Below are 20,016 nucleotides of genomic sequence, written 5' to 3'. Positions count from 1 at the left end.
TTGTTATTTTGCCCATTCTTGTCCTTCTGGTGTTCTTCTCCATTCAAAGTATGCATCCATTACTTTCAATGACTCTTCATCAGGAACTGATGCAACTTCAGGTTCTGTTTTCAGAATCATTAATAGAGGATCATCATTGCTGAAAACAGGCCACTGAGGAACATTTTCTCCATTTGGGTTTCCCTTTTTTGCGAAATTGGTCCAGTAGGTACCCATGATTTTTGATATTTTCACATCCGCTTCTGTCGTGTTGGGATTGGAGGTATCCATGTGCATAAAAACGTAGGGTACGTCCACTCCATGAGGGGTTCCATGACCGGCCTGTGGTGAATCTTCAGAATATTCGGGATGTTGATCGAAATAGTAGAGGTAAACTGGTGATTTACCGGTTTTGGTCTGTAAGCGGGCCCAACTCCAGGTGGGCCAGCCAAATGCTGCGTCGCGCATCAGGTTGCGTGCACTTCGGGGGACTGTGTTTTCCCCTACCGGATAAGCCTGAAGCAAAGAGTCTGCATAGGGCCCAAATCGTTCGTTAACATTTTTAATGTATTCTTCAGGAGTGCGGCCGGCTGGAAAACTCAGGCCTTCGTCCGAGTTATATCCAATCAATACCGGTACATCGTTGTACTTTCCTTCTTTATATAAATTATATTGATCATCGGGAATAACGTACCCATCAACAATAGGCCAGCTCCCCGGCATTGTCCAACCTTGGGGGATTAATTCTTCGGCATTAACTTCCCGAAGTTCATCGATTGACGAGGTTTCAAATTTTTCCAGATATTCAACGCCATCCTGCTCGGCCTGTGCAAGGGTTTTCATGTTTTCACCGGGGTAGGTAGTAGAACGTGTGGAGCCAAAAGAACCACCACTTTGCGAAATGGCTTTTTGAAATAGTCCTTTGGCTAAAGGAGAGGCACAAAGCATGCTCACCGAGATGCCTCCGGCGGATTCCCCAAAGATGGTCACGTTATTGGGATCGCCTACAAATGCTTCGATGTTGTTTTGTACCCACTGTAATCCGGCGATCTGGTCTAGTAGCCCATAGTTACCCGACACTCCGTTGGGACTTTCAGCACTGAGTTCCGGATGAGCCAGAAAACCAATTTGTCCTACCCGGTAAGCTACACTCACCAACACCACATCTTTGCGGGCCAGATGTTCTCCATTATGGACTGGTTCCGAGGTGGAGCCAAAACTGAAGCCTCCGCCGTAGATCCAAACCATTACGGGGAGTTTCTCATCTGCTGTTTTGGCCGGAGTCCAGACATTCAGGTACAGGCAATCTTCGCTTTTCCCTGAGGGAGGATTTCCCCCTTGCATCGGGGCAGGAGCATATTCGGTAGTCTGTTTGACCCCTTCCCAGGCTTTAACCGGTTGTGGTGCTTTCCAGCGCAAATCGCCCACCGGAGGAGCCGCAAAAGGAATACCTTTGTAAATGGTCAGGTCTTCGGTAACTGTTCCCTGAATAGTGCCGCCTTCGACTTCTACCTGGCCGGGTTCTTGCTGGCTGGTACATGAGATCATCCAAAAAACCAAAAGTATGAAGATTAATGTCTTTGTGTTTTTCATTGGTATGTGGGTTTATTATGGCCTGCTTAAAAAGTCAGCAGGCCAATTTTTAATTTATTCTTTATTGTCCTTTTGGGCATTCCGCGTGTCGCCGTAGCTTTAGCGGAGGCACTGGCCTAAAAACGAAAAGGGTCTAGTTTAAAGAAATATACACATGCAACTATATACTTAAGCCTTGATTATTTTATTTCCAGAGATTTGGTAAAAACCGGTAATACAAAAGATGCCGCCAGGTGGACCAGTCATGACCGCCATTTCCGCCAATATAATAATCGTGTTCGATATCATGGTTTGTTAATGCATCGTGAAGGGCCTGGCATCTGTGATTAAAAAAGCTTTGAGCTTCTTTTGTTCCTTGTCCGACAAAAAGGTAATCAACTTTATCGTTTACATCAGGATCGTTTAAGAACTGTTTTAACGATGTTTCAGCATCTGTATCTCCGGCGCTGAGAATTCCAAAGTTGGCAAATTTATCGAGTGAACGGAAGCCGATAAACATGCTGTGACGACCACCCATGGATAGTCCTGAGATAGCTCTTCCCTCCGGCGATTGAATTGTGCTGTAGCTTTTATCGACCAAAGGAATAACATGCTCGCGGAGCTCCTTTTCAAAAATGTCAAATGTCAGGTCGGCATGTTGGGGGTGGTTGCGATGAATTACCTGATTATTTGGAATGGCAATCAGCATCGGTTCTGCTTTTTCTTCAGCAAGCAGATTGTCCATAATAAAATTTACCCGGCCATCATACACCCAGTTGGAGGGCAGCTCACCACTTCCACCTAATAAATAGAGAACAGGGTACTTTTTGTCAGCTTTATATCCCGGAGGCGTATAAACGTAAAGTTCGCGTTCACCTTCAGTGACATCCGAATGATAAATATGACGCGTAACATTACCGTGAGGAACAATTTGAGCATCGTAATAGGCGGGGCCATCTCCATGAACAATTAGCTGACTGTAGGGAGGCATTGCTGTAAATGCAGCATAAGTGTTATTTGGATCAGCAATTTGTATTCCGTCAACCAGTAAGTGGTAAGCATACATATCCGGTTTTAAGGGGCCAATGGTTAATGTCCAGATACCATCTTCACCTTTTGTGAAGGGAATAGGTTCACGTCCTTTGTCAAGAGCAGTGTGAATGGCACCGGCAGGTAATTCAACTTTTTCCGCATTGGGTGCCTTGATGCGAAATGTTACGGTCTGGTCGTTGTGCACTTCAGGTGAATTTACCTGGGCGCTAAACGGGGTATAGCCCTCAGTGTTTTCCTGAGGGTTATACTCCAAATTGATATTGGCTTGCTGTGCATAAACAGAATTCGTAAACAAGATCAAGCCAAAGATATAAGTCCAGTGTTTGTTCATAATATTGATATAAACTACTTAAATAATAATTGGGCATACTGATAAAGACTTCGGCGCCACGTGAGCCATTCATGTGCAGTTTCGGGCGATTCGTAATACTCGTATTGTATGCCTTGTTTCTTTAGCATATTTACAAATGCACCTATAGATCCCGGAAAAGGTTCAGGTTCCTTCGTGCCTAATCCGAGCCACAGGACTTTTAGCTGTTCATCCACTTTTTCGCCATCTGCAAACGCTCCGTCTAAAAATGTTTCTACATCAATTTCATCGGAGCTTGGATAATTTGCGGTGCCACTAAAACCTCCGTAGTAGGCAAATTTGTCCAGGTTGTTCATGGCAATGCGCATGGTTTGGTTGGCTCCCATTGAAAGACCTGCAATGGCACGGTTTTTACGATCAGTCAACGTTCGAAAACGGGCATCAATCATGGGGATAATTTCCTTCATCATCACTTCTTCGAATACCATAGCCGGGCGGCCCGTTGCGTCTTTGTCTTGTGCTTTGAATGCATAGCCGTTATCCATCACAATCATCATCGGAACAGCCTTTTTTTCGGCAATCAGATTATCAAGGATGAGGTTGGCATGTCCCTGGTTTGACCAGCCGGTTTCATCTTCAAAACTACCATGCTGAAGATAAAGTACGGGGTAACGTTTGTTTATATCCTTATAATATCCGGGAGGAGTATAAACAAAACAGCGTCGCCAGGATTCGGTAATGTCGGAATAATAAAGGTTTTCGCTGACCAGGCCATGTTGGACTTTTTTTAATGCATAGAAATCCCTGTCATGAGCGGGAATTTCAATGCCGCTCCCCCAGCGACCCGCACCATAATAGTATTTGGTTCCGGGGTCCGGGACAGATGCACCATCAATATTCAGCTGATAATAATGAAAACCTTCGTCCTGGGGCGCTGATTCTCCTGTCCAAACGCCATTTTCATCCTTTGTAAGGTCATATTTTACTGCTCCAATGTCCAGTTGAACATTGTTGGCTCCCGGAGCTTCAATGCGAACACGAACACGACCTTCAGAATTGACTTGAGGGAACTCTTTGCCCAATTGATTTACCGATGAAGGCTTAAAATCCTCCTTAACCTTCTCTGTTTGGGCAGTAACAAAATTACTGCTTAACAGGGATAAGATTATTAATAAATGTATGTATCTCATAAACCTAATCTGTAAGAATTATTTAAACAATAGCTGGGCAAGCTGATGTAAGCTTCGCCTCCAGGTATGGAATTCATGAGCCGTTCCTTCCGAAATGTACGACTCAGCATTATATCCTGATTCTTGTAGCTCAGATACAGCATTTTTTACACCATCAGGACGTTCTTTGCTTCCACAGCTAATGAAAACGAGCTTCAGGTTTTCATGATTTTTAATCTCCTCAGGATTATATACACCACCACTAAAAAGGCCGTAATAGGAAAATACGTCAGGTCTGTTCAGGGTAATCAATTTTGTCTCGAAACCACCCATAGATAAGCCTGCCATAGCGCGGTTCTCCTGGTTGTTCAATGTGCGATAGTTAGAGTCGATGTAAGGAATCAGTTCATCAACTAAAACGGTTTGGAAGGGTGTGATGTCAAACTCACGGAGACCGCCAAATTCAATCTCGTTGGTCATTCCATAAGTCATCACAACAATGAATGGTTTGGCTTTTCCTTCGGCAATCAAATTGTCCATAATTAAATTGGCATGTCCCTGTCTGGCCCATGATGTCTCGTTTTCGCAATAACCGTGTTGCAGATACAAAACAGGATAATGTTTCGAAGTCTCTTTTTCATATCCCGGAGGAGTGTAAACAAATGCTTTACGCGATGTCTGAGTACTTTCTGAAGGGAATAGAATTTCATGAACATGCCCATGGGGAACATCTTTTACAGCAAACATATCCTGATCGTCGGATGGAATTTCGATACCACTGCCCCAGCGACAAGCACCGAAGTAAAAGAGCGTTCCGGGATCGGGCACTGAGGCTCCGTCAATATTCAACTGATAGTAATGGAACCCCACATCCTGAGGGGCAGATTCTCCTATCCACATACCTTCCGCATCTTTCACCAAGTCGTATTTCACTCCGCCAATGTCGAGCTTCACGTAATTGGCATCAGGTGCAAATATTTGTGTCCGCACACGGCCTTCAGAGTTGACCATCGGGTATTCATGGCCAGGTTGGTTTACTGATGAAGGTTCAAAATCTTCGATTATTTTATCATCTGACTGGGCAAAGCAGTAGCTTCCGGAAATCAGAAATATTGCTAAAAGTGTTTTGATTTTGTGGTTCATAATAAGTCTTGATTATTTGGTTAGTAAATGTTTTCTGCATTTTTATTTGCTATATATCTTACATCTAATCTCCTGCCGGCAAGTTTGATGCGGCAAGTGGTATCTTATGGACAGACACTACTTATTTCCATTGGATTCAATTCGAAAATAATCGAACGAAACATCAAAGGGTGTGTCCGGCTTGGTGGTATCAGAATCAAACCAGAATGTACTTTTCATATAATTGGATATGATACCGTCTGCCACCATCAATCCTGCTCTGATATCTTTGAGCAGGAGATCGGCTGTTCCCAGTTTCTCAAAGATTTCACCGTTATCCACAGAATAATAGGCGGTGTAGATACTGCCTTTTTTTCTTAGTTTAAGAATCAGTTCATTACTTCCTGTCACAGGCTCTTCGAGTTTAAAGGATGCCAGCGATTTGGAAATATCGTTTTCTTCCATTACCAGATCGATGGTTCCCGGTTGAGGTTCTCTGATGCGGGTAGTCTTGATTACTGCCCTGTGTACCAGTTTAATGAAATTTTCATCATCCTGATAAACAATGATTCCCGCGTTTTCAGGCTGGGAAGGCATTCTCGATCCCACCAGTTTCGTTTCTATCGCCCAGTCGGAATTGGCACTTTGCAACAGAATATTTTTTGCATTGTTGGTGTTTTCCGCGACCCCACCAATTTCACTTGTAATGGTAAGTGCTCCATCTTTTTTCAAAAGGGAGTGAGTAGAGGGATTTTCGCGTAACCATTCCCATTGGGAACCAATCTCAGAGTCGTTAAACTCATCACTGACAGATTTCACATCAAAATTCATATAGTAAATATTTCTTTCCAGTGTGATGTCATCAACGAACGTAACCACGGCTGTTCCGGGAATCTCTTTTGCTTGTTGAATATCTACTCTTATTTGGTCACTGGCCGCTGACGCCTTTACTTTTGGCGGTTTTGATCCTTTTTTGAGCAGGTAGCTGTAAGCTTTCACATCCTGGTTAAACTCCGGAATGATATTACCATCTACAGAAATGGATCCTGGTGTTAAATCAGGCATCACTTTCACCGGGTAACTGTCGGATACTGTTTTGCCATCAATGGTGACATCTGCAAATACTGATGCAACACCAACTCCGGTCGCTGTTACGTCACCTTTTTGGTCAACGCTAATCACTTCAGGATTATTACTTCTGTATTTAACGTTGGCTTTGTTAATGTTGTAGAAACTGTCGTCGGACATTGCAGCAGTTACGTTGGTTTGGATTATGTCTCCCGGTTTCAAAACAACTTTATCGCTTTCAGCAACAACATTGACAAGTTCAGGTTTGTAACTGCCTTTCATTGTAGCCTCTACTTTGCCTTTAATATCTCTTGAAGAAGCCCCGATTTCAAAAATGTATTTTCCCTGATCAAAAGTAATTTGATTATTCTCAGCATCCCAAAACCAAAGGTCTTTGCAATCGATATCAATGTGGACTCTTTTAACCTGGCTTTTAGGAATGGTAATCCGTTTGAAACCTTTCAGCCTTTTAATCGGTCTGTTCAGTGATGCCGGACTGTCAGGTGTTTTTACATAAACCTGCACTATTTCATCACCATCAACTTTGCCCGTGTTTTTCACATCCACGCTAATCGTGATTTTATCGTTGGGTGTAATGTGGCTGCGACTTATGGCAAAATTGCTGTATTCAAAAGTGGTGTAGGAGAGGCCAAAGCCAAACTCATAGGAGACTTCGTCACCGAAATACCAGTAAGTTCTTCCATTGTTTTCTTCTCCTTTTCTCAGGGTGTAATCGTTGAAGTCAGGCAGATCACTGAGTGATTTATGCCAGGTGACATTTAGTTTTCCTCCCGGATTGACATCGCCAAAGAGGATTTTTGCCATCGCCGTTCCCTGTGCCTGGCCGTTGTATCCTGTCCAGATAATACCTTTGATATTGGGATGGTTTTTAAACTCTTCAACTTCTACCATCCCCATCGTTTGCATTACCACAATGGTATTGGGGTTGGCATCAGCCACAGCTTTAATTACCTCATTCTGATTACCGGGAAGGGTAATAGAGAAACGATCGGACTCTTCTCTTCCGGTGGATTGGTCGGTTCCGACAAATACTATGGCAACATCGGCAGAAGCTGCCATATCAAGTGTTTCCTGATCAGCCCCATCAGGCTCGGGCTCATGATAAACGAATACCAGTGTTTGCGGGCCTGTTATTCCAAGAGTGTTGATTTTTACCGGCACTGTTTCGGGTCTTCGGAACCATGAATTGTTACTTTCCTGGTTGCCGGAAACAATTTCCTGAGATGCCAACACATTTCCGATTGCAGACCCAACACGCACTTCAAGCAATCCACCTTCTTCCGCAATGGTCATGTTAAAACGGATGGAGTCAATATTTGTAATGTCAATATTTTCGTACAAAGTCCAGTCACCGTCTTTAATTCCTCTTACAGCCGATTGACCGAAACGCTCGGAAGCAATCACTCCTTTGGCTGATTTGTCAAATTTTGTGGCATCATATTCTTTGATGTTGCCATCGGTAGTTACCATTGAAAACCCTGAAATCGTATAAAAGTCTGTTTTTTTTGAAGTGTTTCCACCTGAAGTCGAGACAACTTCTGTGTTTAGGTTGTGTTTCTTGATGTAATTTTGAATTCCGGCCAGGGGAGTTATTCTTAAATCAGGTTCTACAGGGCCTGAATAATCTCCCAATTCTACCAGATCAGCCTGAGGGCCTAATACAGCTATTTTTTTGATTTTGGATAAATCGATAGGCAACGCTTTTTTTTCTGTATTTGCTACATTATTGTTTTTCAGTAATACAGGTGTTTTTGTTGCTATTTCAATGGCCAGATCATGATGCGAAGGATCATTGACTTTATGAGGTTTGATGCCTGCATAGGGAACCATTCCTTTTGGATCAAATTCTCCGGTTCGCATTCTTGTTGTGAAAATGTTAATCAGTGCTTTATCTAATTCGCCCTGTGTAATTAATCCCGCTTCCAACGCTTTAAGTGCATTATTTTGATAAACCCCTCCACAGTCGATATCTACGCCTGAGCTAATCCCCATTGCAGCGGCTTCTGTGTAATTGTCGGCATAGTGATGTCCTCTGACAATATCGTCGATGGCACCACAGTCGCTGGTAACGTATCCATCCAGACCATATAATTTCCGGGCAATGGTATCGACCAGAAACTTACTGGCTGACACAGGAACTCCGTTGACTGCATTGTAAGAGGTCATTATAGACGGAAGGTTGTAATCGCGAATGAGGGTCCGGTAGGGGAGTAGGTAGTATTCATACATGTCCCTTTGATCCAGTTCGGAACTACCGGAATGCCGATTAAACTCTGTGTTGTTGGCCAGATAATGTTTGCCACAGGGCACCGTTTTTAGATATCGGGGGTCATCACCCATCATGCCCTGAATAAATCCTTTTCCGATTTCCGATACCAGGAACGGGTCTTCACCAAATGTTTCGGCAGTTCTGCCCCAACGCGGATCTCTGGCGGGTTCAATGACGGGCGACCAGTAAGTAAGAGTGAAAATCAAATCATGGTTGAATCCACGGGCCTCATCCGATATGACTTCGGTTTCCCGCTTAATCAATTCAGGATCCCAGGTAGCACCTGCTGCTACGCTATTGGGGAATGAGGTGGCGGTCATACCGCTGTTATTATTCCGGCCCATTATTCCGTGCAGAGCCTCGCCCCAGAAATTGTATCCATTGACACCCAGTCGCGGGATGGCAGGCATGGTGTTGCCAAACTGACTTTGTTTTTCTTCCGGAGTCATCCGCGAAACCAGGTCAGCTGCCCTTTCTTCGAATGAATAGGCGGTGTTCAGGTATATGGGCTTTTGACTATGCTCCCCGCCGGGGATGAAAGCCATAATGGAAACACCGACAATGCTTAGAAGAATCAGTTTTGTTATTGTATGTTGCATGACAAAAAATTAGAAGACTATTTCGTCGCGATTTCTATTTGAGTGAATGAATGCGCAGGAAAAGTATGTTTAATGACATTTCCTTTAAAGGTAATTTGTTTGGTTTCAACCGAAACGGGAGATTTGTCAAAGGTGTTTCTGGCATCCAGATTTTCGGCATTAATTAAGTTGATTTTGGCTTTGCCAGTGTAGCTGCCTGCTTGTAAGTCGATCTTTGTCCTGATTCCATCAGTCTCGTGCCTGTTTACCACATTCACAATTACTTTCTTTTCCGACTCGTTATATATTGCTGTTACGTCCAAATAGGGGATGTTGTCAAATATTTCATTGTCATAAGATGGCGCATCGGTATAAACATCCAGGGCAGTTCCCAGCGCATTGTTGGAGTAGAGATTGAATGTGTGGAACAGGGAGTTTTTGAAGACACCTTTGGGCGAATTTCCGGTTAGAGCTGTAATCATGGTGATGTTGGCCATTTTAACAATGTCGGCATGCCGGATGAAAGAGTTCAGGTGTTGGGCAAGCAATAAAGAACTTCTAATCCCTCCAAAACCGGGTGAATACTCATCAAAGGAGATATAAACCGGTCGCTCCGATTCGGATTTTACCATTGCTTTTTCAATAGAAGCCTGTGTGGTTTCTATTTTCTCGTCTATTTCCAGCCCGAGTGACATGTGATCCGAAAAAACATCGTTTTCTCTGCCTCCCGGAAGGGCTTCGCTGGCATATCGGTGTATCGAGATGTAGTCAATTTTACCCACCATTTGATCCAGTACATATTCATTCCAATCAACCCACTTGTTTCCGGGGCGGTAAAGTGAAGAGCCTGAAGCAACGAGTTTAATGTCTTCATCAATAAGTGCGATAAGTTTTCCGGCTTCCAGTGCGAATTTGCAATAATCTTCGGCTGATTTTTGTCCCATCTGCCAGGGCCCGTCTATCTCATTTCCAAGGCCTACGTATTTTACATTGAAAGGCTCTTCATTGCCATATTTTCTTCGCAGGTCTGAATAATACGTCCCTTTTTCATAGTTGCAATACTCTACCCAGTTGCGTGCATCATCCAGTGTGCCTGTTCCGCCGTTGATGCACAAAAAATTATCGGCACCGATGAGACTGCAGAATTTAGCATATTCGTCGGTTCCCATCTGGTTGGTTTCAATTTGCTTCCATGCCAGATCAAGTTTGGCCGGCCGTTGGTCTTTCGGGCCAATGCCATCTTCCCAGTTGTAACCTGACACGAAGTTTCCTCCGGGCCAGCGAACGTTTCGGACATTTAGTTCTTTTATTAGGTCAATAAAATCCTTCCGAAAGCCATTTTCATCGGCAAAGGGAGATCCAGGATCATAAATGTTTCCGTAAACGACCGTTCGGATTGGCTCTACAAATGCCCCGTAGATATTGGGATCAATGGTGTCAATTTCCCGGTCGGGATCAATTTTTATCAATGCAGTTTCCTGTGCAGGAATATTGACTGAAAACAAGCATAATGCTATTGTGAAAAAGCAAATGTTCTTAGAAACTTTCATAGCTTTGCGGGTTTGGGTTAATTCTTATCCAGCAATTCGTTAACAGCATTGGCCAGGTAAATATATGATGCACCAATATCTATGATATACTCGTTCTCCCCCCAGAAGAAAGGCCAGTCTTCCTTATTCTCAGGGAAATCAGGATTTAATATAAGTACCCCCGGCACTATACCTCCGGCAATAAAACTAAAGTCGGCCCTGTTACTTCCATAGGCAACTTTCTTGGATTTGGTTCCTACGGCTGACACAAACGAGATATTGGAATATGGATGGCAGCCAAACAAGTAATTAAGTCCTCTGTACACGTGCTCTGGTTCGATAATTTGGGGATATGCTTTGTGTGCCATATAATTAGTAATTGCCCAATCTATAACACCTGAATTACCAGCCCAGCCTCTGGTTGAAACCGGCACTCCATAAGGATTTTCAGCTTCTAATTCAGTGATTCCTGATTTGTGTTTTACCACGTATTTTTCAAGTTTCTCCTTAAATTTCTCGTCCATATGAGGAAGAGCATGAAGCGCCATCGAGAGGGTCCATTCTGATGATTCCTCCAGGGCAGGCCATATCAATTCCTCGTAGCGCTCTGCATAAGCATTGTCTCCTGTGGCAATATACAATTGTAGTGCTGCAGCTATTTCATTAAATCGTCCCCATCGTGAATATCTGTCGGGTTTGGCTGTTTTCATTATTTCAGTAGCTTCCGCATAAAGTTTTTTAGCCAGACGGAGGCATTTTTCAGCCAGTTCACTGTTGTAATCTTTTAGTGCTCTGTTGGCTGCTGTGAGAGCTGCAACCGTTGAAAAGTCAAGTCTGTAGTTACGGTTGGTAAAAGCCCAACGGTCGTCCAGCGTTCCTGAACTTACATCATCTGTTTCGTAAGGTTTCAGGTTCGGATTGTAGGGCAGATTGTCTGTTTCGGTTGATGCATCACCCAGATGATGGTATTGGTGCAGTCTGGGCACAATAATACCGCGGACAGGATGCCCTATGTTTTCAATTTGCGCGACCAGATTCAGTGTGCCGTGCTCTATTTGCTGAAGAATATCGGGATCACCATCGGGACGGTGGATGTCCACATATCTGGTTTTCTGATCAATGAAAGTTTGATCTCTGTTGACCTTGAAGTATTCCCATGAATCCACGAGGCTTTGAATAGTTCTACAATGTGTGCCTGTTTGGATATCATAATCGCCGGCATCAAACCAGCCACCAACGGCCAATCCGGGTATGCGCTCCAGTGGTTTATATTTGGTATCGGTTACCGAGTCCATGCTGTAACCATCAAAAAACTCAATGTTTACGGGAGCCTGCAATGCGTCATCCTTAAAAGGTTCTCCGTGCCAGGTGAGATAGGCTTCGTTTACTTTCATGTGATCCATCTGCACCGGGAGGAAAACATCTAATGTGGGATGCCATACATTTTTCAATGCACTTTCATCAACAGAGAAAGTATTGGTTGTTTGGTTACCATACTCGATGCAGTACAAGCCCGGTTCTGTAATTGAACTGAAGTCCGCTTTCAAATAGTTGTATCGCAGATATTTTCCCCATTTTTCGGTGTTAACGGTCAGATGTTTTACTTTCTCTCCTGAGGCAGTTAATTTGTAAATAGATGCATCTTTTATGGGAGTGTCATTCTGATCGAGTTCAATAACGGCAACTTTCTTTTGATCGGGATGATATCCGGCCTGAGAAAAACCAATATTGGGCTTGCGAACCCAGTTTTCAATAGTATTTGGTTCAACATGCCATCTCAGAACTTCTCCTGTTTTGTTGGCAGGTAAAATGCTTCGGGCAATGAACCAACCGTTTTGTGCAAGATTGCGACCATCGAAAAGCATTATTTCCGATTCCGATTCAATCTTTACATATCTTTCCGGATCTTCGGGAGCCAACACCAGGGTTTTTCCCTGCGAAAGTGGCTTGGGTATAATGTATTCATCCAGTCCGCGATCATCAAAAGTATTGTGTCCTCCAAACTGAGGTATTTTGTTTTTTGATGATTGAATGGTGGTGTTTCCTGAGGGGTAAAGCGGAAAGTTGGCAGGCTTTCCGTCAATCAGATAGCTCTTTTCGAAGTAGGCAGAGGGTAAAAACTCAAGGTTAAAGCCTGCCCGTCCTTTCAATGACTCAGGCACCGGTTGGTCTAAGGATACCACAATTTGGAATCCATCACCTTCCGGGGATACATTGATCTTTGAATCAAAATTATAAACCTCATACCGGAGTGTGAAGGATATACTTTTGTTGGCTTTGTCCACATTCTTTTCGACCAGGGTGGGGATTAAATCCCATTGTTCCGGTGTATTTTGCAATCTTACGGCTCCACCTGTGGATGTTCTGACCCCATGATGGATGAGTTCAATACCCGCCGTCTTTTCATCAAAAAAGAAACCGTTGTATTCATTGTTGAAAACAAGGACGTTTAGTCCGGCTTTTTCAAAATATTCCTTTTCGTTGAGGGTCAGTTTTTGTGCAAACAATGAAGTTTCGCTGATTATCAAAAAGCTCAATAGAAAACAAAACAGGGTATTTATCTTTTTTAAATTCATTGTGTTAGATTTAGGTTTTTAAAAGGATCAGATTAATTTGGGTGCGTCAATACATTAAGCAAAATCTGTTTTTAGTCCTGTTTCTGGTCAGAAAGTGCCAATTGCCAGGCTTGCGACCGCGTGCCGCCTAAAGCTTTAGCGGTGGCGCAAGCCGCCAAAAACGGAGTTTACTAATCGTAAATGAGCATTTTGGTGGCAAGTGTAACAGCCTGCCCCGATCCTTCGGGGACGCAAGTGGTACTTTAAGGACAGAAACTATTTAAAAAGCAACTGTGCGAAATTGTATAGATTATTGCGCCAAACAGGCCATGTATGTCCTCCCGGGTACTCACTATAAGTGTAATCGATGTTAAGTTCATCGAACTTAGCCATCATCACCTGGCAGTTTTTCCAGGCGATGTCTTCTTTGCCCCCCATTGAAATCCAGAAGTGATTCAGGTTGCTGTTGATTTTATCGGCATTTTTACCCATAAACTCGTATTGCGCACCGGCGATATCGTTGTGTGCCCCAATAATCCATCCTGAGCTGAAGACACCGAGACTGGAGACGATATCCGTGTTGTAAATACCGGCATAAAGGGTTTGAATACCGCCCATGGACAATCCGGCGAGAGCACGGTTTTCGGCACCGGGTTTAGTTCTGTAGTTGTTTTCTACAAAAGGAATAACTGCTTCCGTAAGTTCTTTTTCGAAAAGAATAAGTGAAGATTCTCCAAATGTCGGGGCAGGAATGTTGCCATCCACCATTACAATGATCATGGGTTCGGCTTTTTCTTCAGCAATCAGGTTATCGAGGATGATATCCGTTTTGCCTTGAGTGGTCCATCCCCGTTGATCTTCACCGCCGCCATGCATGAGATAGAGCACCGGGTATTTCTGATCTGTTTTTTCGTACCCGGGAGGCGTGTACATGTAAAATTCTCGCCAGCTGTTGGTAATTTTAGAATAGTAACGTTTAATGCGAATATCCCCGTGAGGGACATTTTTGATGGTGTAGTAATCGTCTCCTTTAAAAGGGACTTCGATGCCACTGGCCATGCGGCCCATGCCGTAAAAGGTTTCACTGGCAGGATCGGCCACAGCCACTCCGTCAATAATCAGGGAATAGTAATGAAACCCTTCTCCCAGGGAATCTGTGGTTACCTGCCAGATGCCCTCTTCGGTTTTATTCATGTCATATTTTCGTCCCAGATCCAGCTGAATTTTCTCAGCTTCGGGTGCTTTAATTTGGAAAGCAGCAGTTCCATCAGGATGAACTTTAGGATATTCTGATGAACGAATACTGGTTTCTGCAGGACTTCCCACATTGCTTATGTCATCGAAATGTGCTTCTTCCACAGGTTTGAAAAGTAGTTGGGAAAACATAAACAAGCTGTTTTTCCAAACATTGAAATCATGGTATCCATGATCAACATAATAGATGTGTGGAACATCTGATTCATTCAGATAATCATGAATATTTCCGGTGACGGGAATCAGGTTGTCTTTATCCCCGCATGAAAGCCATAACAGATTGAGGTCACTTTTCAATTTGGCAGGATCCGGAATTAGTTCTGTTGGTTTTTGTGTATTAGGGGCAGATGAAAACCCGCCCACCCAGGCAAATTTGTCAAGATTGCCGAGTCCGAAATTGAGGGATTGGCCTCCGCCCATGGAAAGCCCTGCTATGGCTCTGTTTTGGCGGTCTTTCTTTACCGGAAAATTCATTTCAATATAAGGAATCAGATCGTTGATCAGATCTCTTTCAAATGTGGCAAATGCTTCCACCCGTTCAGGACTGAAAATATTGCCTTCGGCGCGGTCGTTTTGCATGGCCCGGCCATTGGGCATAACCACAATCATGGGTTCTAATTTGCTTTTTGCATACAGGTTATCCAAAATGGTCCCGGCATTTCCATTGTTGGTCCAGGCAAATTCATCACCGCCGATGCCGTGAAGCAAATAAAGAACCGGGTACTTCTTACTCTTGTCGAAACCCGGGGGCGTGTAAATCAGGGCATTTCTATCATTCCCCACAGTTTTCGAGGTGTAGGTAATGGTATCGGTTTTGCCGTGAGATATTCCGGGGCTGACAATGTCAAAGCCTGTTGATGCCGGCTTAACGGGGCTTTGGGCAAAAGAGAATTGCACGAGCAGAAAACAGACGGATAAGAAAATATTCTTCATTGATGTAAGGTTTTGGTAGTTAGAATATTAGTGCGTTAATGGGATTGTTAGTTCTGAGAAGGAGTAATAATCTGATATTTACCACTTAAATGCATTAGACTGAACAGGTATAGAAGTCCGTCATAGTAGGGATCAAAGTAGCCATCCTCATAAGGTTCCAATTTTTCATTCCATAGTTTATGGACAAAATCCATACTGTTTTTGTTGTTATTGATGTTGATGAGTGAGGCAGTAGCAGCTGTGGATATTAACCCCAGTGAATGTCGTAATTTGGGGGCATAATCACCTGCCGGAAGAATCCATTCAGGTTCGGAGCCATCCAGGTTGTATTGACCTTTAAAAGAATCCATTCCCTCCGATCTTAGGAAGTTCTGGAATCGTTGAGCATAATCTTCCTGCCATTCTTTATCTTTTCCATACCACATATAATCCATGGCAATATTCATCGGAACACGCCATGAGTCATAACGAAAACCGGGTTTCATCCAGGGTGTCGGATGAGGTTCTCCGCTGAACTCTGTGTAATCTGAATTCAATCCTGTTACAGGGTGGCAGGCACGGCGCAGAAACACCCGGGATGTATCTGCACAGTCACGGTAGAACTTCTCCCGACCGTCGTTGGCGTATTCTGCCCATATTTCATAAAAGGCAGGTACATGATAAGAGGGATCGGTCCAGTTGTAGCCATGCCCTTCAGGAACAAAAGAGATTTGCTTGTGCTCCACATTGATGATGTTATGGATGTTTCCGGTTCCGTCTTTTTCCCACATGGCATCCAATATGTTTCTGGCTTCAGCATAATAATCAATGCCGGTGTCATTTCCCCAGCGATTGGAGGCAAGTAGCAGAGTTGTTACAAAATAGAACTCTCCGTCTGATGCACTTCCCGGTGAGTTGATTTTCATTTTTTCCGGGTCATAGCTCCATGCAAAATAGCCCTTTCTGGGTCCTTCCTGATGCTGGAGGTATTTTTTTGACCATCGCCAAATGCGGTCGAATACCTCTTTTTTGTCCAGTTGCACGGCGACCATCATTCCATACGAAATTCCTTCGGTGCGAACATCGTGATTTTTGATGTCTGATACGTAACCCATGGAGTCGCCAACTTCGAAATAGATGGGATTGGGCCCCTCGAACAGATCGTAATAAGCTTTTTGTACCTTTTTGTCAATTTCGTCCTGACTGTATCCGGCTTCCAAAAACAGATTTCTGGTATTGCTTTGTTTTTGTCCGAATAAAGAAGCGGAGAACAGTGAAAAGCAAAGCATCAATGCCAAAAAGATTTTTGGAAGTTGGATTTGATGTAGTGTGTTCATTATATGGAGTTTAATTGTAATAAACTGGTTGTTGTATAATCCATTAATTGGTGAGAAATCCAGAATTTTCCATCCATTCAAAGAGTGGGACAGTCCAGGTTTTATGTTTGAAAATGAAGCCATGATTACCCTTCTGATAGATGTGCATTTCCACAGGTACCTTATGATGTCTTAATTGTTCGAAATAGAAGATGGTGTTATCCACATCCACTACAACATCGTCAGTTGCATGTGTAATATATGCAGGAGGTGTATTGCTGTCCACCTGTAGTTCGGATGAAAAATTGCGTATATCTTCCGTGGTTGGGGTATCGCCTAAAAGCTGGTTTCTGGAGCCCTGATGGGTGAGACTGTCCTGCATGCTGATGACAGGGTAAACCAATACTTGAAAGTCAGGGCGCAGACTTGTGTTTTCCGGATTGTCGATGATGGGACGATAATGAGTCGCTAAGGTTGATGCCAAATGTCCTCCTGCGGAAAAACCCATGACTCCGATTTTTTCCGGGTTAATATTCCATTTTGAGGCATTTTCTCTGACGATTTTAATGGCTTGCTGGGCATCTTTTAACGGTAAGTTTTTTCTGTCATCGGCAGATGAGCCGGGCAACCGGTATTTTAAAACAAAAGCTGCAATGCCGTTTTCCGCCATTTCTTTTGCCGTTGAAATACCTTCGCCCTCATAAACAATGACGCTGTAACCACCTCCGGGACAAATGATGACTGCAGGACAGAGATCGTCGTTGTTTGTTGTTGGAAAATACATCTCCATCGATGGAGAAATAACCTCGGTTATTAATCCATGTTGGTTTTTGGAATAAGTGACATCATGTTCAACATCAAGTATGGTTCCTGTGTTGAGTTCGATAATATCCTGGGCCTTGACTGGTGCTAAAAGCGAAGCAAGGAGAAGCAGAAATCCTATTCTTCCGGAATGATTCATATGTGTCGTGATTTTGGTTCTGTATCAGCCTTTAATTATTGTATTTAGTTCTGTTGTGCATCATTACGTTCGTCGAATACGGTATGAAACGAGCATGGTAAAGTGTAACAGACGGAAGCCTGCGAGCAATAATTCAGGGCAATCCCACGGGTTTTGAGATTTCTCCCACGCCGTCTCTCATTCCTGGTCGCATCGCAACCAAAAATGAGAGGCGGGGGAGTATTTGCTACAATTCAGGCAATACTTTCTTTAGAATGTTGAAAGATGGCTTTTGGGTCAATATTATTTCTTCTGCCTCTTAAACTTCTGCCTTTTTGGTCACTAACCTCTAACTTCAAAAAATCTAACGATCTTTTGTTAAAGCTTCCTGTATTATTTTATCCACGACAGGTTTTGGTTCATTATTCCGATCAAATAACAGGGGGTAGTCGGTTCTTCCCCGCACGGGCCAATTGTTTTTCCAGGAGTTGTTGTCATTTACCCCCCATAGCGTTACTCTTGAAATAACATCTTGATGTTTAAGGAAAAGATTAAAAAAATCGAGATAACGTTTTTCAAAAAGCACATTTACAGAATCCGGGAGACCTTCTGTGTAGGGGTTGAGTTCCTTTTGGTATTCATAATCTGTGGAAATTTCTGCACCTGCTCCCCAGTCGGGCATGGGAAGGACAGACAGATCCAGTTCTGTTACCATTACCTTAACACCAAGATCGGAATAAGCTTTTATGCTGTTTTCAAATTCCTGAACCTCCGGATAATCCAATCCAATATGCCCCTGCATACCTATGGCATCAATTTTTACTCCTTGTTCCTGTAATTTCTGCACCATTTTTACCACCCCGTTTCTTTTTCCCGGAACTGCCATGGAGTAGTCGTTGTAATAAAGCTCTGCCTCAGGGTCTGCTTCGTGGGCAAATTGGAATGCCAGTTTGATGAAATCTTCACCAATGATTTCGTAGAATTTACTTTTGCGGTAAGAGCCATCATCCAGAATGGCTTCATTCACCACATCCCAACCATTTACCCTGCCTTTGTAGCGACCCACAACGGTGGAAATGTGGTTTTTCATTCTTTCGATAAGTATTTCCCTGGAAACATCATTCCCATCCTCATCCGTGAAAAACCAGCGGGGAGCCTGGGAGTGCCAGATGAGTGTATGTCCGATGATGAACATATCGTTTTCCTCACCAAATTTCACAAACTGATCTGGTAATTCAAAGTTAAATTTTCCTTCCTCCCTTTGAATCATGCCACTTTTCATGCAGTTTTCTGCAACGATGGAGTTAAAGTGCTTTTTTACCACTTTCATGGTGGCGGAGTCATGCCCCATTACCTGACGTGCATTAAGAGCTGTCCCAATGTGGAATTTTGGTTTAAAAGCTTCCTTTAGTGACACCGGATCGCGCTGTTCTGTTCTGTTGCATGAAAGCAAAAAAATAGCGGCCAGAAAAATGCTCGCAAAATAGAGAGAGTTTCGTTTTGTCATGTTTCTAAGGTTTTAATTATTAGGTTTCTTAGCCAGATTTATGAATAGATCAGGACAGAAACTGTTTTCAAAAATTTATGCAATTTTTAATGGTTGTAGTAATACGTTTTTTTTTGGCGGGTACATCAATTTTCAATTCGTCAGGTTTCAATCTTCAGGTTGGACAAGGATTTTGTAGATTGGTTTATTTCAGAATGTTAATGGTTGAAAATTTATTGATGCCCTTTGTTAACAAAAATAGGCAAGTTTGATTCAAGGGAGTTTTGATTCTGGATATTTGATTTTAAAAACCAGATATAATGCAGGAATTAAAAAGTGATAAGGAGTGGTTTCAAAATCCTTCTTTTATAAGAGTAAGTCTCTGTAATAAATGTAATTGAAATGATTTTTGATCTAATAAAAAGTAAAAACAACATTTAATTTAAGTTTATATTGATTATTAAAACAGAATTAAATACTTTTGATTAGGTATTATTGTATTGATCCTTAATTTAACGAACAATCTTAATTAGTCCAAGGAGCATTATGTATTTCTCTTAAAGCATAAAGCTTCGATTTTGGGAGGTCTTTTCTATTCATAAGTCTTCGCCATGAGATGTTCAAATGCTTGTAAATATGGGTAACCGCAAAAAATTGAAGGAGAAAATAATGATTTATTTTGTTCAGAAAGGTTGTATTTAGCTGTTCGTTAAACATCGTAACAGGTAATTCAGGAATAGTTCCGGTTAGTTCGTTTGAAAGTAGCATTCATCTATTTTGCTTTTATTTTTCTGTCTGCGAGACCAAATTTTAAGTTTTAACAATAGCCTTGATATGAGAATTAAGATGCAGAAAGGGTTAGGGGATATGAAATTGTATTATT

General features: G+C 42.8%; 11 protein-coding genes. All 11 read right to left on the bottom strand.

The features are described from left to right. Positions 1 to 3: 3 nt before the first annotated feature. Entirely contained in the window at positions 4 to 1,572 is a 1,569-nt protein-coding gene (locus W7W_RS0106685) for a carboxylesterase/lipase family protein (protein ID WP_010663033.1), read from the bottom strand. A 184-nt stretch (positions 1,573 to 1,756) separates the two neighbouring features. After that, positions 1,757 to 2,935 (bottom strand): esterase, encoded by a 1,179-nt coding sequence (locus tag W7W_RS0106680; RefSeq protein ID WP_010663032.1) that lies wholly within the window; start codon positions 2,933 to 2,935, stop codon positions 1,757 to 1,759. Between the two features lie 14 nt (positions 2,936 to 2,949). Then, positions 2,950 to 4,104 (bottom strand): alpha/beta hydrolase-fold protein, encoded by a 1,155-nt coding sequence (locus W7W_RS0106675; protein WP_010663031.1) that lies wholly within the window; start codon positions 4,102 to 4,104, stop codon positions 2,950 to 2,952. 18 nt (positions 4,105 to 4,122) lie between these two features. Then, positions 4,123 to 5,226 carry an alpha/beta hydrolase-fold protein gene (locus tag W7W_RS0106670; protein WP_010663030.1) on the bottom strand — a complete coding sequence of 368 codons (1,104 nt, stop codon included), beginning with the start codon at positions 5,224 to 5,226 and terminating at the stop codon, positions 4,123 to 4,125. 117 nt (positions 5,227 to 5,343) lie between these two features. Then, entirely contained in the window at positions 5,344 to 9,162 is a 3,819-nt protein-coding gene (locus W7W_RS0106665) for a glycoside hydrolase family 3 C-terminal domain-containing protein (protein WP_010663029.1), read from the bottom strand. A gap of 17 nt (positions 9,163 to 9,179) precedes the next feature. Next, positions 9,180 to 10,691, bottom strand: coding sequence for an alpha-N-arabinofuranosidase (locus W7W_RS0106660; protein ID WP_010663028.1), 1,512 nt, complete (start codon positions 10,689 to 10,691; stop codon positions 9,180 to 9,182). Positions 10,692 to 10,708: 17 nt separating this feature from the next. Then, entirely contained in the window at positions 10,709 to 13,246 is a 2,538-nt protein-coding gene (locus W7W_RS0106655) for a glycoside hydrolase family 9 protein (RefSeq protein WP_010663027.1), read from the bottom strand. Between the two features lie 255 nt (positions 13,247 to 13,501). Next, positions 13,502 to 15,412 (bottom strand): alpha/beta hydrolase-fold protein, encoded by a 1,911-nt coding sequence (locus W7W_RS0106650; RefSeq protein ID WP_010663026.1) that lies wholly within the window; start codon positions 15,410 to 15,412, stop codon positions 13,502 to 13,504. A gap of 47 nt (positions 15,413 to 15,459) precedes the next feature. Next, positions 15,460 to 16,728: a glycosyl hydrolase family 8 gene (locus W7W_RS0106645; RefSeq protein WP_025006882.1), complete on the bottom strand. Its 1,269-nt coding sequence runs from the start codon at positions 16,726 to 16,728 to the stop codon at positions 15,460 to 15,462. A gap of 43 nt (positions 16,729 to 16,771) precedes the next feature. After that, positions 16,772 to 17,668, bottom strand: coding sequence for an alpha/beta hydrolase (locus W7W_RS0106640; protein ID WP_010663024.1), 897 nt, complete (start codon positions 17,666 to 17,668; stop codon positions 16,772 to 16,774). A 343-nt stretch (positions 17,669 to 18,011) separates the two neighbouring features. Continuing rightward, positions 18,012 to 19,154 (bottom strand): endo-1,4-beta-xylanase, encoded by a 1,143-nt coding sequence (locus tag W7W_RS0106635; RefSeq protein WP_010663023.1) that lies wholly within the window; start codon positions 19,152 to 19,154, stop codon positions 18,012 to 18,014. Between the last annotated feature and the right edge of the window lie 862 nt (positions 19,155 to 20,016).

It is taken from the genome of Marinilabilia salmonicolor JCM 21150 (assembly GCF_000259075.1).
GTDB lineage: Bacteria > Bacteroidota > Bacteroidia > Bacteroidales > Marinilabiliaceae > Marinilabilia > Marinilabilia salmonicolor.
The sequence above is the reverse complement of the archived record's forward strand: the minus strand, read 5'-3'. Positions and strand labels throughout refer to the sequence as shown.

Coding starts and splice junctions, on each gene's coding strand:
- W7W_RS0106685 (WP_010663033.1), bottom strand. CDS start 1,572: ATGAAAAACACAAAGACATTAATCTTCATACTTTTGGTTTTTTGGATG.
- W7W_RS0106680 (WP_010663032.1), bottom strand. CDS start 2,935: ATGAACAAACACTGGACTTATATCTTTGGCTTGATCTTGTTTACGAAT.
- W7W_RS0106675 (WP_010663031.1), bottom strand. CDS start 4,104: ATGAGATACATACATTTATTAATAATCTTATCCCTGTTAAGCAGTAAT.
- W7W_RS0106670 (WP_010663030.1), bottom strand. CDS start 5,226: ATGAACCACAAAATCAAAACACTTTTAGCAATATTTCTGATTTCCGGA.
- W7W_RS0106665 (WP_010663029.1), bottom strand. CDS start 9,162: ATGCAACATACAATAACAAAACTGATTCTTCTAAGCATTGTCGGTGTT.
- W7W_RS0106660 (WP_010663028.1), bottom strand. CDS start 10,691: ATGAAAGTTTCTAAGAACATTTGCTTTTTCACAATAGCATTATGCTTG.
- W7W_RS0106655 (WP_010663027.1), bottom strand. CDS start 13,246: ATGAATTTAAAAAAGATAAATACCCTGTTTTGTTTTCTATTGAGCTTT.
- W7W_RS0106650 (WP_010663026.1), bottom strand. CDS start 15,412: ATGAAGAATATTTTCTTATCCGTCTGTTTTCTGCTCGTGCAATTCTCT.
- W7W_RS0106645 (WP_025006882.1), bottom strand. CDS start 16,728: ATGAACACACTACATCAAATCCAACTTCCAAAAATCTTTTTGGCATTG.
- W7W_RS0106640 (WP_010663024.1), bottom strand. CDS start 17,668: ATGAATCATTCCGGAAGAATAGGATTTCTGCTTCTCCTTGCTTCGCTT.
- W7W_RS0106635 (WP_010663023.1), bottom strand. CDS start 19,154: ATGACAAAACGAAACTCTCTCTATTTTGCGAGCATTTTTCTGGCCGCT.